Consider the following 16,209-nt stretch of genomic DNA (forward strand, 5'->3'; position numbering starts at 1 on the left):
TTCGATTACATGCCTGACTGGCTTATCCACAATAAAAGAAAATCATAATTTCCTAATCAGAAACAAAAGGCTGCCCTGATGTGGTACACCCCCACATACAGGACAGCCTTTTATTCCATCGCAGCCAGTCACATTAGGCCGTATTCTCAATAAACCATTGGCCCAATTCTTTAACCGGCATCGGACGTCCGTAATAGAAGCCCTGCATCACCCGGCAGCCCAGCGATTGCAGCAGCTCAATCTGCTCCGTAGTCTCCACGCCCTCGGCCACAACCTCCATGTTGAGATTGCTGGCAATGGCAATAATGTTGCTGATGATCGCTTTCTTGGAATGCATCTTGCTCTTGCGGATGAAGACCTGATCAATCTTAAGGGTGTTGACCGGAATCTCATCCAGATTGCCAAGCGAAGAGAAACCGGTTCCGAAATCATCCAGGGATACCCGCACCCCCAGCTCCCGCAGCTTGGAGAGCTGGGCTACCGTCTCCTCCATATTGTTCATCGCAATCGATTCGGTAATCTCCAGTTCAAGGAAATGCGGCGCAAGGCCCGAACGCGTTAGCGCCTCTTCCACTACCTCATACAGGCTTTCGCCTTCAAACATCCGCGCCGACATATTGATCGAGACTGCTACACTGGCAACCTTCGCCTGATGCCAGAGCATATTCTGTCCGCACACCTCATGCAGCATCCAGTATGTAATAGGGACAATCAGGCCGGTCTCCTCGGCGATCGGAATGAACTCTCCCGGAGAGATGACGCCATGCTCCGGGTGTCTCCAGCGCAGCAGCGCTTCGAGCCCCACGGTGACATTCAGCAGCGAATCCCATTTGGGCTGGTAGACCACCATGAATTCCGAGCGGGCCAGCGCCTTGCGCAGATCCTTCTCAAGTGACATCCGCCGTACCTGGTGACGGTTCATCTCCAGATCGAACACACTGAATTTATTCTTGCCCGAATCCTTGGAGGTATAGAGCGCCGTATCGGCTGCTTTCATTAGCGCCGAACGGTCGGTGCCGTGCGCCGGAGTCATGCTGATTCCCACGCTCGCAGTCACGTACAATTCATTGCCTTCAATGCTGTATGACTTCTTAAGCTCCTGGAGGATATGCTGTGCCACTTCCTCCGCCGCCACGACGGCGCAATCCGGCAGCGCTATCAGGAATTCATCGCCGCCAAGCCGGAACACCTTCCCCTGCCCGCCCACGCAGCAGGTTAGCCTGGCAGACACCTCGCGCAGCAGCAAGTCTCCAATATCGTGCCCCAGCGTATCATTAATTGACTTGAAGCGGTCCAGATCAACAAAAAACACAGCACCCGAGATCCCGCCGAAGAAATCATCCTTGAAGTAGCGCTCCAGCCCATGCCGGTTCGGCAGCTCGGTGAGCGGGTCATGATAGGCCATGCGCTCCAGGACATCCCTGTCCAGAAAAACGGTACCGCCGGAGATCGCCAGCACAAACAGGGTAACCAGTGAAATCCCCGTCAGGAGCACCACATCGGTCTCCAGCAGCATGGGCGCGGCCGCCTGCCAGTTGTAATTGTGCAGGTCGCTTGCTCTCAGACTCGTATAATGCATACCGGTAACCGCCAGGGCGATGAACAATGCCGAATACAGCTTCCAGCGGCTAAAGCCTGTATGATCCTTAAATCTGCGAAACATTAATACTCCGATGTAAGAAGCGGTAAAGGCAATTAGTACGGATACAGCCTGATCCACCATCCTGTAATGAATCTTGGCTTCCATCTCCATGGAGGACATTCCTGCATAATGCATGAACGATATCCCGCCGCCCAGTATGCCGCCGGCCGTAAGGAACCGCCAACTTCTCTGGCGGGGAGCCGTCACAATCTGAAGGGCTGCATAACAGAAGGACAGCACAATAAGCAGAGACAGCGCAGCCATCCCCGGATGGTAGCTGACCTTGAACGGCAGACGGCTGGCCATAATGCCGACAAAATGCATCGCCCAGATACCGCCTCCAAGCACACAGGTACCCGAGAGCAGCCAGAGACGCCTGACTCGGCCCGCGGAATGGGAAACCTGAGAAATCAGATTAAGCGCGGAGTACGCTGCGGCGGCAGCAAGCGCATAGGATAGTAAAACAATCCAGATATTATTGTGGATTCCCATTTGATCCATAGTTGACCTCTTCACCGGTTATAGTATCAGCGTCGTTTCAGTGTCTATCTGAAGGTAAAATCAATATACGAATAGCGGATAAATGGAAGAGTATATAAAGATTACAGGTATTCTCTGAAAACTTACTTCAGCTGTATTTTACCTTGTATTTGCCGGGCTGTCTAAGTAAATACTGGAACTTGGACCCTTTTTTGAACACCGGCAAAAATTGTCCATATTTGGCCTCAGCCGCCTGCGCGGAGGGTTGGAAAATTGCCGTCCTGCGGCAGGTCCGGCCGGAAGACCCTGTGCCAGATCCAGCCATTTGCAGCTACCAGAATTACCATATAGATGTATATTCCCGCAGGAATCAGGGTGAAGACATAGTGCACTCCGGCCAGCCCCGCCAGAATGAACAACTGTACAAAAGCGCTGCCGGTGAATTCCTTCCGCTGGGTGGCCTCATACTTCTCCGAGAACGGGAGCGCCTTCGGGAACGTAAGGAAGCAAATAACGGCATACAGCAGCAGAGCAAGCAGAACGACTATCATATCTGCAATAATCCAGGGGCCCATAAGCGCGATGAACACCGCCGCCTCCAGCAGAAAGAGCGGAACCAGCAGCTTCACGACCGCTGCCTTCAGCATTCCCCGGTAGACCAGCCCCTTGCCCGGCAAAGGAATCACCTGGTAGATCCATGCCCCCTTGTAGCTGGCCGAGTAACGGATCATCTGTACGACTGTCATCAGCAGCAGTGCACAGTAGTAGATGAACAGATAGGACTTGGAGCTTCTGACCCCGGCCAGATCGCCGCTCCATACCTGATTGAAGATGAAGATAAAAGGAAAAATCATCGAGAAGCCGACGGTCGGATATACCCGGAGCTTGAACTCGCGTTCATTCTTCATCATCGACCAGGTGAAGCGGAAGAATACGGCCTCGGCCTTGTTCCGGCACACAATCTCCGACAGCACCCGGGCCAGCCACCCGCTATCCCGGCCCCCTGCGCCATGCTCAGCCAGCTTCTGAAGGCTGCGTTCAAATAGCGGCATCAGCCGGATATAGGCGGCGAACATCACGGCAGGCACCACTACAGAGAGCGCCGTCAGAATAATCACTGCCCGGCTTCCTGTTCCGCCGTCCAGCAGCTCAAACGGCGCCCCGAACCAGACCGGAGCCAGCAGGAAATGCCACCAGGCGGGAGTGAAATCCAGGCCCAGCGCCGATAGATTGAACATCCGGCTAACCAGCTGCGCGCCGACAGTTACTGCCACAGACAGGATAATCTGTACATAGTTGATGATGTCCTTGAGCTTTTCCCCGTCAAAGAACCTCAGGATCAGCAGATAGATTAGCGCCGTGAACACCAGAATGAAGCCGTCCATCAGCAGAATCTCAGCCGCGTACACGAAGAAGAAGCCCGGCCCGTGCCGGAATAGAGAGAACAGCAGCGAAGGGCCGGTGAAGGTCAGTGTTAAGGTCAGCAGGTAGATCAGAATATGTAAGCTCTTGGCCATGTTCAGTGTGCGGCGGTCCACCGGCTTGGAGAAGAGGATATTCTTATCGCGTAAATCCAGCATCACCGTCGAGAAATCGGAGATCAGCGTCGTGGTGATCAGGAACATCACTATACTGAACAGCAGACTCATCATCAGCATATGATGATCTCTGGGCACAACCATGGCGATCAGCATCAGCCCCAGCAGCAGATAGATCCACTGTATCCTAAAGGCGGAGCCCTCCATCTCCAGCTTGGAATTCTGTGACCCGGAGAACAGGGTAGGTGTCCGCCTGCCATCCATCGTCAGCTTGACCTGAAGAATGCGGCGCATGAGCGCATAATCGGCTCCCAGGCCCTTAAAGATCCACTGTACCCGGTCAAGCAGCTTCAGAATCCGGAATTCAGTCATGCGCCGCACCCTCGCCAATCACGGCCACGAACTCACTGGCGATATCCCTGTATTGATCGAACCCGGTCAGCTGATTAAAAATCTCCTCCAGCGACCCCTCACGGCTCTGCTCCCGCAGCTGTGTGAAGGTTCCATCGGCTACAATCACGCCTCCATCCAGCAGGATGATCCGGCTGCTGATTCTCTCGACCACATCCATAATATGCGAGGAATAAAAGATCGTCTTGCCCCTGGCCGCAAGCGTGGCGAAGATCTCCTTAACCACCATTACACTGTTGGCATCCAGCCCGCTGAGCGGCTCATCCAGGAACAGAATATCCGGGTCATGCAGCATACTGGCAATCAGCAGCACCTTCTGCTTCATTCCTTTGGAGTAGGAGGCAATCCGCATATCATAGGCCTTCTCCATGCCCAGCAGTCCTATCAGCATCCGCGCTTTGTCATCAGCATCCGCCTGCTTCAGTCCATACAGCTCACCGGTGAAGGTCAGATACTCCCGCGCCGTCAGGCTGTCATACAGCTCCGCCACCTCTGGCACGTAGCCGATCCTTCTTTTATACGCCGTATCTCCGTCCGAGATATCCCTGCCAAAAATCCGTATGGTCCCGTTGTAGCCCTCCACCAGCCCGAGCATAATCTTGACGGTAGTGCTTTTGCCCGCACCATTGGGTCCGATGTAACCGATAATCTGTCCCCGGTAGACATTCAGATCAATCCCCCGCAGCACCATCCGGTCACTGTAATTCATCCACAAGCCCTCAATTGAAATGACCGGCTCTTCCGATAAGCCCATTGACGTTTCTCTCCCTTCGGTAAGCATACTCTTCGTTCCAGTAACAGAAAGTACCATTAACCCTATTCTAGCAAATTTTAGCACTTGATTCCTGTGATTTATCGCAGCGGGAATTCTGCATAGATCCGAAAACAGCAAAAAGAGCAGCCCTTAGGCTACTCTTGATGAATTTGCTATGCTACATCATGAAAAATAATTACCTTAGGCTGATTCGCTCACGTCTCCGGGCTGACTCCAGGCAGCTCTCGATCAGCTTCATATTCAGCAGCGGGTCCTCTTCCGCAATCCAGGGCTTGCCGCTGAAGACCGCCGTAGCGAAATGGTCAGCCTGCTGGACGTACGGGTTGGCTCCGAAGGCTTCGACTCGCCGGGGCTCTCCGCCGCCGTACACGAAGAACTCCGCATCATCGAATCTCGCATTGAACGGCATCGGAATCTCAATGCGTCCCTGCGTACCGAGCACCTCCAGCAGCTGACGGTTGTACGCCCACATCCCGCAGTCGAAGATCAGGCTCTTCCCGCCGGGAAACTCCACTAGCCCGGAGGCCATCATATCTACATTATCATGCTCCGGCGAGAACAGCGCGTGCACGGTTACGGCCTCCGGCTCTGTACCGAACAGCAGCCGCGCGGCTGTGAGCGGGTAGCAGCCGACATCATAGAGTGATCCGCCTCCCCAGGCAGCGTTGAAGCGGATGTTGGAGGTATCCGTAGCATCGTTGTAGGTGAATGTGCCGCGGATGGAACGCACCGCACCAATCTCGCCGCTGGCGATAATCACCTGCAGCTCATTGATGCGCGGATGATGGCGGTACATGTAGGCCTCTGCCAAGTGCACTCCCGCCTTCCGGCAGGCCTCTATCATCTCCGCCGCCTCACGGCTGTTCAGCGCAATCGGCTTCTCACATAAGATATGCTTGCCTGCTTCAGCCGCACGGATCACCCACTCATAGTGGAGATGATTCGGAAGCGGAATATAGACGGCATCCACCTCCGGGTCGGCAAGCAGCTCTTCATAGCTGCCATAGGCCCGTTCAATGCCGAATTCGGCGGCTACGCTACTGCTCTTCGTGAGTCCGCGGCTGGCAACTGCATGAATTACCCCGGTCTCGGACTCCTGGATAGCCGGCATTACCGAGCCTGTAGCGATCTGCGCGCAGCCCATAATTCCCCAGCGAAGCTTCTCTGCCATAGTTATCACCTTCCTTATCTTAGTGTGACCCATATAACAGCTATACCCAGCACAAGGATTCTTGCCGCACTCATAAGCACGAAATTCTTCACCGCCAGGATGAAGGTCGTGCCTTTATGCTGCTCCTGATAGAAGCGTGCAATATTGCGGCGCAGCGGAATCAGGGTCAGCAGGAGCAGCAGAACCAGCACCGGATGGACTCCGAGCAGCACCAGCACAATCAGATCGGCAAAAGACACATAATACAGCAGCCTCCACAGCAGCAGCGCATTCTCCCGTCCGATGTACACCGGCAGCGTGTATCTGCGGTTGTCGATATCATCCTCGATATCGCAAATATTGTTCGCCAGCATAATTCCGGCAATACCTAGAATAGCCGGGACGGAGAACCAGAACAGATACAGCACCTCAAGGAAATTGATATGCAGGCTGATCCATTCCCCCTTCAGCAGCAGAGTGACCACCGCCTGATCCGAATGGATATAAGCCGAGATAAAAATAATAACAAACCCCATGAACAGCCCGGAGAACAGCTCCCCGAGCGGCATCCGCGAGATGGGGATCGGTCCGAAGGAGTACAGGATGCCGATCAGGAAGGAGAGTCCCCCGAGCAGAAATACCAGCAGTCCGGTCTGGAACACCAGGGCAATGCCCCCGCCTGCCGCCAGCACAAGGAGAATGACGATCAGCGCCACCACTGTAGACTCCTTCAGCTTGAAGCGGACAATCGGATTATGGGTCTCATACCCGTAGCCATGGGTTTTGGCGGCTTTTTTGAAATCATAATAGTTGTTGATCGCTGTTGTCGCCATATCAAAGCTTAAGAGGGATACCAGCATCAGCACGAAGCGCAGGATGTAGAAATCCTCGAACCGGTACAGGGCATACAGCGTTCCCAGCAGCAGCGGGAGCATACTGGCGACCTTCGTCGGCAGCTCGACAAACTTGAAGAAAGTTCTTATATTCACGGCCATTCATCCTTATCAGTCATATGGGCACGTTACTGTGCGGTGGTTGTAATAGTAATCGGCGACCATTCTGCGATAACCGTCTGTCCGTGCGCCGACACGCTGCCTTCCGGGGTCAGGTCCTTCTCCGTCATGATGCCCAGAGCAATGGTGAAGCTATTGAATTTCACGGGCACATTCCGCTCGCGCCGCACTTCATTACCATTTACATAAAAGACAGCTTCATTGTTGCCCCGGTGGTAGGTGATGGCGTACGTGTTGAATTCGCGCGGCTTGAAGTCCGTATCCTCCTTGAAAATACAGAAGTATTTGGTTCCCCCTGTCTCGGGTACGGTTACCCCGGGGAACGGAAGGATTCCGTACACACTGGCGTATTTGTCGTTACCAGCGAAAAAATCAAGCGCAGCGCCTGTGGTGAAGTCCAGCAGATTCAGCGACACATAGCCGTCATAAAGATCCCCCGGAGCAGTGCCCTGCGTGCGGGCGCGGATCTGCAGCTCGAAGCGGATTTCACCTTCCTCCGGGATGTCTACCGGCTGGGCGGAATAATACATATGCTTGGCATTATCCAGAATCTGCACCTGATCATGACGGCGGCTCAGCTGAGCCCGCACATACAGATGATCATTACGGACGATCACCACCGCTTCCGGCTCACGATACGCCCAGAACGAGCCGTCCGGCAGCTTGAAGCCGCCGGTTTGCCAGACCTTCCCTTCCTCCAGAATCGTATGGAAATTCCCGATTACCGTTTGCTTGCCCTGTACAGCAGGCATATCTTTGTTCGCTGGCAGATGCTTGTCCATGAATTCTCCCGCTTTCTGTAATGTAGTCATGTATCAATGCTTATATTAGTAGAATAGACCCTGGATCAGCAGCGCTGCCGCCATGATCACCCCGCAGCGTACGGATGCGCGCTGTGAAGCACCCATGAGCGGCAGGTAGGCTTCCGAAGGGTTCTCCGGCTGGAGGCTGCGGTAGATCCGTATCGGTGCAATAGCCGTCAATAGAGCGAGCAGCGCATATACCGGCAAGATATGAAGCAGCACACATGCAATCAGCGAAGCATAAGAGATGTAGAGCAGTACCTGTGAGAAGATCAGCGCCCTGCGCTCCCCCCATACCACGACCAGTGTGCGCTTTCCAGCCTGCTTGTCAGCTCTCCAGTGCAGAAAGTGATGATTGAACAGCAGCAGGGTGGTGAGCAGGCCGCTTGGCAGCGACAGCAGCGCAGGCTTCAGACTGAACGCTCCGGTCTGAACGAAATAAGCGCCCAGCACCGGCATTAATCCAAAGGCCAGGAAGATCGCAAGCTCGCTGTAGCCCTTGCCCCGGTATCCGAACCGCAGCGGCGGCGCCACATAGAAATAAGCAATCAGCGCCCCTCCGGCCACAAACCACAGAATCTCCCAGCCGCTATACAGGCTGAGCAGCAGACCGCAGCCAGCCGCAACAGCCAGCAGCCCCCAGGTCAGCAGGGCAAACAGCGACTCACGCATGACGCCCCCGGACAGAAATCCGGAGTTCGTAGAGATGGCTCCAGGAGTATGCTGGGCCTCTGTATCGGTTCCGTTGCGGAAATCCCACAAGTCATTCACCATATTGGAGAATAAATGGGCCGCAGCCGCTCCGACGAACGTTATCACAAATAAAAACGGATGGAATACTCCCTGCCATACATATGCCCCGACCGTTCCCAGGACAACCGGTATGAGCATAACGGGAATCACTCCAAACCGTGAGGCTTTCTTAAATATGGTCCACTTCTCCATCATGCCAAGAAATATCTCCTTTTATAATTATTTGATAATGATTATCATTAAATTATTATACATCAAAATTCGACACTTTGGGCAGATTTACGCTGCAAAATATTCCCTAATCGTGGTACACTATTATGGATGGTACTTATTTCCTATTAACTCTTAAATAATGAAGGGGATCAGATGAAACTCCGTAAAAAAATAATCATCTTCATTAGTTTTGTCGCTATCCTCGGAATTGGCGCCACCTATCTGATGCTTCACGTGTTTCTGTTGAACCGCTTCGAGAAGCTGGACAAGGCAGAGCTGGAGCGCAACCTGAGCAAGGCTGTTGCTGCTTATCATCAAGAGCTGGAGAAGCTGAGAACCGGGCTGCTGGATGTTGCTGTCCGGGATGAAACCTATCAATTCATAGAGACCGCAGCGGCTACCGGCTCTGCGGACTCCGGCAGTACGGCTGCCGCCTTCATCCGCAGCAGCCTTGAACCGACTACTTATCCAATGAATCATTTCGATATGATTGCCCTGCTGGATCTGGGCGGACAACCGCTGTACGGCGGATCTTATGATCTGCCGGCAGGAACAGTCACCCCGTTAACCCAGGAACAGCTAACGCTAATCAAGCTGATCAGAAGCCGTCTGCCTGTGCCGGGAACTCCCGGCGAGAGCCGGAGCGGCTTCGTTAATCTGGACAAGGGGACTATGCTAATTACCCTTACCCCTATTCTTAACAGCAGCAAGGACAAGCCGGTCATCGGAACGGCCATTGCCGGACGGATGCTGCACCAGGACGGGATCGCACAGCTCTGGGAGGATACCCTGTCCACGATGGAGATGTCGCGCCTCTCCACCCCCCTGCTTGCGGACAGCGGAGGCGAACGCATCTGGACCAGCCCTGTCTCAGGCGGGCAAATGTCCATTCATACCCTGCTAGACGACCTGTTCGATGCTCCGGGAATGGTCCTCACCCTGAAGGAGCCGCGCCAGTTCTACAACAGCGGGATGAAGTCGCTCTCCACCTTCCGAATGTTCTATTTCATCTCTATTATGTTAATGTTGGGTTCCAGCATACTCTTCGTCAACCGGTTTATTCTGAGAAGGATGTCTTCTCTGGTACGCAACATCCGTATGATCGGCAGCAGCAAGGATCTGTCCATCCGGATTCCCAGCTCCGGGCAGGATGAATTCAGCGAAGTCGAGGTCGAATTCAACCGGATGATTGATTCACTGGAGCAGACCCACGATGAGCTGCGGCAGCAATCGATGCTGGACCCGCTGACCCGGCTGCCCAACCGCTCGCTGTTTTTTGACAAGCTGAATGAAGCAATTGCCGCCGTCAAGGGAAGTGACCGCCAGATCGTGCTGGTCTTCATTGATCTGGATCATTTCAAGACGGTGAACGATACCCTGGGCCATGACTTCGGCGATGCCATCCTGAAGGAGACTGCCTTCCGCATCACACAGGTTGTCGGCAGGCATGATGTGGTCTCCCGTCTCGGCGGGGATGAATTCACCATCCTGCTCTACGATGTTCCAGATGAAGACAGCATTGCCCGGCAGCTCTCCCGGATTCAGGAAGCCCTCTCCATGCCGCACCGGATCAAGGGGCATCTTCTATATAATACCGCCAGCATCGGCATCAGTATTTATCCGCAGAACGGGGAAGACGCCGATTATCTGGTCAAGCAGGCAGACCTGGCCATGTTCCATGTCAAGGAGACCGGCCGCAATAACATTTTTCAGTATTCAGAGGATCTCGAAGCAGGTATCCGCCGTAAAAAAGTGCTGGCCCAGCAGCTTCTCTCCGCTGCCGCCGGGAACGAGTTCGAGCTGCACTACCAGCCGATTGTCAGCACAGGACAATTCCAGGTATCCAAGGTGGAGGCTCTGCTGCGCTGGAATAGTCCAAGCTATGGAAACATCTCACCGGCTGAATTCATTCCGCTGGCGGAGAGCAGCGGCTCCATTGTCGGCATCGGCAGCTGGGTGCTGCGCCAGGTCTGCGCTGATATGCGCGAATTCCGCAGCCGGGGTCTTGAGCTTACCGCAGCGGTAAATATCTCCGCGCTACAGCTCATGCAGCCAGGCCTGCTGGAGCTGCTCTTAGAGCTGCTGGATGAATATGAGCTGCCGGCCTCCAGTCTGGAGCTGGAGATTACGGAGAGCGTGCTCGTCTCCGGGGATGGCATCTTCCTGTCACTGCAGCAGCTTCGGGCCCATGGCTTCCGGATCTCACTGGATGACTTCGGCACCGGCTTCTCCTCCCTCAGCTATCTGCGCCGCTTTCCGGTCGATGTGATCAAGATTGACCGCTCCTTCATCTCCGAGATGTCACGGGAGGCTCAGGGGGATGTACTCGTCAAGGCGATTATCGAGCTGAGCCATAACCTGGGACTACGCGTGGTCTCGGAAGGCATTGAGCAGAGAGAGCAATTTGATATGCTGTGCGAGCTGGGCAGCGACGAGCTTCAGGGATACTATATCAGCAGGCCGCTTCAGGCCCAGGCCCTTTATTCTTTTCTGGAGCAGGGGAGTTATTACACCAGACGATAAGACACTTCTTTTATAGGCAAGCTACTGACGATATGATATGATAGGCAGGCTGATAACAGCACCCGCCTTAGGGTGCTGTTATCCTATGCGTACACTTATGAAAATTGGAGGCTTTCATTGTCATGTCAGCTCAACCTCACACCGCTCAGTCCGTCAAAATTGTTACCGCCGACCCCAGCGCCATCGGCTTGTTCGGACTAGCCATCGTTACCCTGGTCGCTTCTTCACAAAAGCTCGAAATCACAACAGGTCTCAGCTACTGTATTCCTTGGGCCATCTTCCTCGGAGCCTTCGCCCAGCTATTCGCATCCATCCAGGATGCCAAGCACAACAACACCTTCGGCATGACCGCTTTTGGCGCCTATGCGTTCTTCTGGTTCGGCATGGGGGCAAGCTGGCTGATCAAGCTCGGTGTGTTCGGTGCAGTGCTGGCAGAGGGCGTTGATCCCAAGCAGCTGGGATTTGTTTTTGCAGGATATCTTGTGTTCACACTCTTCATGACGCTCGGCGCCGTTGAGGCTAACCGTGTGCTGCTGATCATCTTCATCCTCATCGACTTCCTGTTCCTCGGCCTCTCGATGGATGCCTTCGGCGTTGCTGCGGAATTCTTCCACAAGCTGGCTGCCGTATCGGAAATGGCTATCGGTATCGTATCGCTCTACGGCTGCGGCGCATCTGTGCTCAATGCCCACTTCGGACGTACCTTCCTGCCCATTGGTGCCCCGCTAGGCATCTTCAAAAAATAGCATCCGGCCTTACAGCCGGTCAACCATCCCCTTCTTTCCAAAAGCCCGGATAAATACTTACTGCCCCTTTATGCAGACGGTGTTTATCCGTTTTTGGATTCAAGCGTTTTTTGTTAGGAATCCCCTTGCGCAAATACGATAAAAATGACATGCTATAGAAACATTAACGACATATATCGACATTTTTCTGCGGTCTAGGAACCGCTTTTCATAAGCTTTGACATCTGCGGCTTTCATTTTTCCGGTATCGGGGGCAATCTATGGCTTTCCTTAGTAAAAAGCCTTTAACCATCATCATTGGCTTCATTATCGCTCTGCAGCTCAGCCTGTTCTATTACTATTCCGTTTCCCTGGCCCGGGAATACAGAGCCGTGAAGGCCGATCTGGCCTCCCAGGCGGTCATGCTGGCTTCGAACATCGAAGAGAGAGTGGCCATTGTGAAAGGGGTCAGCTCCTTTATTCAAACCGTCGGCTTCGATGCCGATCCTGCGCTGATCCATAACTACCTGGTCACCGCACACGCCAAGAACACCGGCAACGTCACCAATATCATGATCGCTCCGGACGGTCTGATCCGCTACCTCTACCCTCTTGAAGGCAATTCGTCACTGATAGGCAGAAGCCTGCTGCTGGATTCCTCCCTGGCCTCTCCCGGCATGATCCAAGAAACGCTCCGTTCCCGCAGCATTACAGTAGACGGTCCGCGCACACTTGCCCAGGGCGGCTATGGCATGGTGATCCGGCAGGCCATCTATAAGAACAATTCTCTGGAGGGCATCGTCTCCGTCACCGTGAAGGTAGATAATATCGTTAACCAGCTTGTGTATAAGGACAACAATATATATGTCACCACCAAGGATAATACCTTCCTGTTCGGCAATGAACCCCATACGAAGGACCCGCAGCTTACCGTTCCCGTGAACACCTACAACCAGCATTGGCTGATGGGTATTTCCCTGCCCGCCCACAAGAAATGGCAGGTGCTGCTCAGCGTGCTGTGGATCGATATTGCTTTTCTGCTGGTGATTGCCTTCATTCTTTATATCTTCTGGTATCAGAGCCGCTTTAACCGTGAACTGGAGCGGGTAGTCAGCATCCGGACCCGTGACCTGCGGATTTCCAAGCGTCTCTATGAAAAGCTTGCACATTACGACAGTCTGACGGAGATCCCCAACCGGCGTTTCTTCATGGACGAATTCGAGCGTCTGCTGCAGAGCTCGGAGCCGACGCAGACCTATACCTTATTCTTTTTCGACCTGAACCGGTTCAAAGAGATCAATGATACGCTCGGCCACTCTACGGGGGATCAGGTGATCAAGACCCTGGCTGGACGGCTGAAATCCGGGAGCCTGCCCTTCAAGCTGTTCGCACGTACCGGCGGAGATGAATTCGTGATGATCTTCGCGGGCCTGCCGCACACGGATATTCCTGTGATCGCCGAGCGGATCAGCACGCTGATCTCCCAGACCCTCCTGATCGCCGGAGCTCATCTGAGCCTGTCCACCAGCATTGGCATTTCCCTGTACCCCGAGCATTCGCAAAATACGGACGATCTGCTGAAATTCGCCGATATGTCGATGTACCAGGCCAAGTTACAGGAGGGCACCAACTACTTCATCTTCGACTGGGAGCTGCGCGAGAAGCTGGAGCAGAAGACGATGATTGCCAAATATCTGCACTCCGCCCTGGAGCGGGAAGAATTCGTGCTCTACTATCAGCCCCAGATCAATGCCGTCACAGGGGAAATGATCGGGATGGAGGCGCTGATCCGCTGGAATCACCCCGAGAAGGGGCTGATTGGACCGGGGACATTCATCACCGCCGTCGAAGAAGCCGGACTGATGATCCAGCTGACCGACTGGGTGCTGCGTGAGGTGTGCCGCCAGCTCTGCGAGTGGCGCAGCCTGGGGATGCCGCTGCTGCGGACCTCGATTAATATCTCCAATAGCTGGTTCTACAACCGTAACCTGATTGAGAATCTGTTCGCCGTGCTGGAGGAGTACGGGCTGGATACCGATGTGCTGGAATTCGAGATTACCGAGAGCACCGCGCTGCTGGAGGAGCATTATCCGCTGCTGCAGCAGATGCGCGATCACGGGATCATCGTCTCCATCGATGATTTCGGGACGAAATATTCATCGCTGAATTACCTGAAGCATTTTCCCGTGAACAAAATCAAAATTGACCGCACCTTCATCACCGGCATCGGCGTCAGCTCCATTGATGAAACCATCATCAAATCCATCGTCTTCGTCGCTTCCCAGCTTGGCTATGACCTGATTGCCGAAGGGGTCGAGACGCAGGAGCAGCTGGCCTTCCTGCTGCAGCACAATTGCCCGCATATCCAAGGGTTCCTGTTCTACCCTCCGCTGCCTGCCGATGAGATCCGCAAGCTGGCTTCCTGAGCCCGGCAAGCCTCTTTGCACGCGGAATGGAGGATCGGTATAATTAGCTTAATTCGATGTTAACCCGAAAGGATTATGAGACCATGAATACATTGACTACCGGCGAAATGGCCGGAACCGCCCTCTTTGCGCTGATCCTCGCCCTCCTGGCGTACCGCATTATCCGAGGCATGCCAAAGATGGCCGGAGACATTACTGCCTTCCGCAAACGGACCCTCGTCTGGACCCAGGTCGCCCTGGTGCTTACCGTCCTTCAGCTCAACTTCAAGGCCGGGGACTGGCGCTTCGGCATCATCCTGGGCCTGATCGTCCTGTTCACCGGCAGCATCTGGCTGTCCGCCCGCCGCTATGACAACGCCCGCCAGGCTCAGTCTGCAGCAGATCAGCAGGAGAACAATAAAGAATAACCCGCGATATGAAGTGAATTCAAGCATCGAATATGCTGTACTGTTACTATACAGAAGTCTTGAGCTTGGACTTGTGCTCGTACATTGCCTTGTCGGCATACGTAAAAACAGTATGAATATTATCCCGGCCCCTTGTAATAAAAACAGAGTATCCATACGCAAGCACAATAGGGAATACCCGGTTGCTGTTGATATCTTTGGCTGCATGATCGAGCTCATTCAAAGCCCTGTCCACTTCCGCCGCTGGTATATCCTTGCACAGCACACAAAATTCATCACCGCCGATTCTAAAGGGGCTTCCGATGCCCTTGAAGCTCTGTTTAATGACATTTGCACAATCCAGAATGGCTTCATCTCCGGCAGTATGTCCAAAGCAGTCATTGATTGTCTTCAATTGATTCAAATCTATGACCACAACCACCACTTGCTCGCTGGTATTTCCGTAATGTTCTATAGCCTTTTCAAATGCAGCACGATTCTTGATCAGGGTAGGTGCATCATAAGTAAACTGCAGCTCACGCAGATAAACATAGTACATCAACAGGGATATTGCGACGCTTGCCCATATCACGATGATATCGGCATACATGATTTGGATCACCATGCATAGGACAGGCACGAGTAAAATGAGGATTAATACCTTGTTATCCTCCTGTTCGTATCCTGCGTGATTTCTCAGAAGAGCCATGGTGAGCCCAATAACATAATACGTACTTACGATTGCCGGCAACATAAAGAAGCTCCCGCGTATATAATGGCCTGTGGCATCTACATCAAAAACCCAAGCTGTCCGGTAGCTAAGCATACATATACATGCATTAATAAGGAGCGGTGTCCACAGCAGCAGGCTACTAAGGACACTACGCTTGCTGTTCCTGTTTAGATAAAGCAAAAGCAAGGGCACAAGGGGGCTAAGAGAAAAGCCCAGACTATTCATAATCCGGTGCGGAATTACATAGCTTGCGCTACTGTTATTCCCAAGATAGACTGTTCCGGTCTCCAACAACAGCAAAACAATGGTGGTAACCGCCGCACACAAATAAATTTTGGTTTTTTGACGGTTAACGACGTTATTCTTCTTCGCAAAGCTGATGGTCAAGCATAATGAAAATATACCAAGGGTATTCTCAACAATAGTAGCTGTCATATCTTTATCCCCACCAGCCCATCCTGTCCTTATTAACTGAATTCCGTCACCTGTTGCAGCTTTCCTAGATTATACATCCATTTCCGGACGTTTCCCATCATTTCCTATAGCCAGTATAAGAACCACATTGCTCAACGCTTCCTAACTTTAGGATTTTGCAGCTTGACATTTTCGCAGGCATATTTCCCCTCTCCACAACCATA

12 protein-coding genes are annotated in these 16,209 nt (G+C 53.2%); 4 read left to right on the top strand and 8 right to left on the bottom strand.

Going from position 1 to position 16,209, the window contains the following annotated elements:
• Nucleotides 1–133: 133 nt before the first annotated feature.
• From NST43_RS29115 to NST43_RS29145, 7 genes are all read right to left on the bottom strand, one after another.
• On the bottom strand, nucleotides 134–2,143 hold the full coding sequence (locus tag NST43_RS29115; RefSeq protein ID WP_339220843.1) for an EAL domain-containing protein: 2,010 nt from the start codon (nucleotides 2,141–2,143) through the stop codon (nucleotides 134–136).
• A gap of 224 nt (nucleotides 2,144–2,367) precedes the next feature.
• Nucleotides 2,368–4,032 carry a hypothetical protein gene (locus NST43_RS29120; protein WP_339220845.1) on the bottom strand — a complete coding sequence of 555 codons (1,665 nt, stop codon included), beginning with the start codon at nucleotides 4,030–4,032 and terminating at the stop codon, nucleotides 2,368–2,370.
• Complete coding sequence (locus NST43_RS29125; protein ID WP_339220847.1) at nucleotides 4,025–4,825, bottom strand: ABC transporter ATP-binding protein; 801 nt, start codon at nucleotides 4,823–4,825, stop codon at nucleotides 4,025–4,027. The genes NST43_RS29120 and NST43_RS29125 overlap by 8 nt, the downstream gene beginning before the upstream one ends.
• Nucleotides 4,826–5,021: 196 nt before the next feature.
• A complete protein-coding gene (locus NST43_RS29130) occupies nucleotides 5,022–6,017 on the bottom strand; it encodes a Gfo/Idh/MocA family oxidoreductase (protein WP_209989224.1) in 996 nt (331 codons plus the stop codon).
• Between the two features lie 14 nt (nucleotides 6,018–6,031).
• Nucleotides 6,032–6,985: a 1,4-dihydroxy-2-naphthoate polyprenyltransferase gene (locus tag NST43_RS29135; RefSeq protein WP_209989227.1), complete on the bottom strand. Its 954-nt coding sequence runs from the start codon at nucleotides 6,983–6,985 to the stop codon at nucleotides 6,032–6,034.
• Nucleotides 6,986–7,017: 32 nt separating this feature from the next.
• Nucleotides 7,018–7,761 (bottom strand): DUF6081 family protein, encoded by a 744-nt coding sequence (locus NST43_RS29140; RefSeq protein WP_339225555.1) that lies wholly within the window; start codon nucleotides 7,759–7,761, stop codon nucleotides 7,018–7,020.
• Between the two features lie 75 nt (nucleotides 7,762–7,836).
• Nucleotides 7,837–8,760 (bottom strand): prenyltransferase, encoded by a 924-nt coding sequence (locus NST43_RS29145; RefSeq protein ID WP_339220850.1) that lies wholly within the window; start codon nucleotides 8,758–8,760, stop codon nucleotides 7,837–7,839.
• Between the two features lie 171 nt (nucleotides 8,761–8,931).
• Here NST43_RS29145 and NST43_RS29150 point away from each other — a divergent pair, with 171 nt between their 5' ends.
• From NST43_RS29150 to NST43_RS29165, 4 genes are all read left to right on the top strand, one after another.
• Nucleotides 8,932–11,301, top strand: coding sequence for an EAL domain-containing protein (locus tag NST43_RS29150; protein ID WP_339220852.1), 2,370 nt, complete (start codon nucleotides 8,932–8,934; stop codon nucleotides 11,299–11,301).
• A gap of 122 nt (nucleotides 11,302–11,423) precedes the next feature.
• Nucleotides 11,424–12,047 carry a GPR1/FUN34/YaaH family transporter gene (locus NST43_RS29155; protein ID WP_036692138.1) on the top strand — a complete coding sequence of 208 codons (624 nt, stop codon included), beginning with the start codon at nucleotides 11,424–11,426 and terminating at the stop codon, nucleotides 12,045–12,047.
• A 260-nt stretch (nucleotides 12,048–12,307) separates the two neighbouring features.
• Nucleotides 12,308–14,452: an EAL domain-containing protein gene (locus NST43_RS29160; RefSeq protein WP_339220855.1), complete on the top strand. Its 2,145-nt coding sequence runs from the start codon at nucleotides 12,308–12,310 to the stop codon at nucleotides 14,450–14,452.
• An 83-nt stretch (nucleotides 14,453–14,535) separates the two neighbouring features.
• A complete protein-coding gene (locus NST43_RS29165) occupies nucleotides 14,536–14,859 on the top strand; it encodes a hypothetical protein (RefSeq protein ID WP_339220857.1) in 324 nt (107 codons plus the stop codon).
• A gap of 46 nt (nucleotides 14,860–14,905) precedes the next feature.
• Here the strand turns inward: NST43_RS29165 and NST43_RS29170 are convergent, their stop codons facing one another.
• Nucleotides 14,906–16,006 (bottom strand): GGDEF domain-containing protein, encoded by a 1,101-nt coding sequence (locus NST43_RS29170; protein ID WP_339220859.1) that lies wholly within the window; start codon nucleotides 16,004–16,006, stop codon nucleotides 14,906–14,908.
• Nucleotides 16,007–16,209 lie beyond the last annotated feature (203 nt).

This window comes from Paenibacillus sp. FSL H8-0332 (genome assembly GCF_037963835.1).
GTDB classification, from domain to species: Bacteria; Bacillota; Bacilli; order Paenibacillales; family Paenibacillaceae; genus Paenibacillus_AQ; species Paenibacillus_AQ rhizoplanae.

Coding starts and splice junctions, on each gene's coding strand:
- NST43_RS29130 (WP_209989224.1), bottom strand. CDS start 6,017: ATGGCAGAGAAGCTTCGCTGGGGAATTATGGGCTGCGCGCAGATCGCT.
- NST43_RS29125 (WP_339220847.1), bottom strand. CDS start 4,825: ATGGGCTTATCGGAAGAGCCGGTCATTTCAATTGAGGGCTTGTGGATG.
- NST43_RS29160 (WP_339220855.1), top strand. CDS start 12,308: ATGGCTTTCCTTAGTAAAAAGCCTTTAACCATCATCATTGGCTTCATT.
- NST43_RS29170 (WP_339220859.1), bottom strand. CDS start 16,006: ATGACAGCTACTATTGTTGAGAATACCCTTGGTATATTTTCATTATGC.
- NST43_RS29155 (WP_036692138.1), top strand. CDS start 11,424: ATGTCAGCTCAACCTCACACCGCTCAGTCCGTCAAAATTGTTACCGCC.
- NST43_RS29165 (WP_339220857.1), top strand. CDS start 14,536: ATGAATACATTGACTACCGGCGAAATGGCCGGAACCGCCCTCTTTGCG.
- NST43_RS29140 (WP_339225555.1), bottom strand. CDS start 7,761: ATGCCTGCTGTACAGGGCAAGCAAACGGTAATCGGGAATTTCCATACG.
- NST43_RS29120 (WP_339220845.1), bottom strand. CDS start 4,032: ATGACTGAATTCCGGATTCTGAAGCTGCTTGACCGGGTACAGTGGATC.
- NST43_RS29150 (WP_339220852.1), top strand. CDS start 8,932: ATGAAACTCCGTAAAAAAATAATCATCTTCATTAGTTTTGTCGCTATC.
- NST43_RS29115 (WP_339220843.1), bottom strand. CDS start 2,143: ATGGATCAAATGGGAATCCACAATAATATCTGGATTGTTTTACTATCC.
- NST43_RS29145 (WP_339220850.1), bottom strand. CDS start 8,760: ATGATGGAGAAGTGGACCATATTTAAGAAAGCCTCACGGTTTGGAGTG.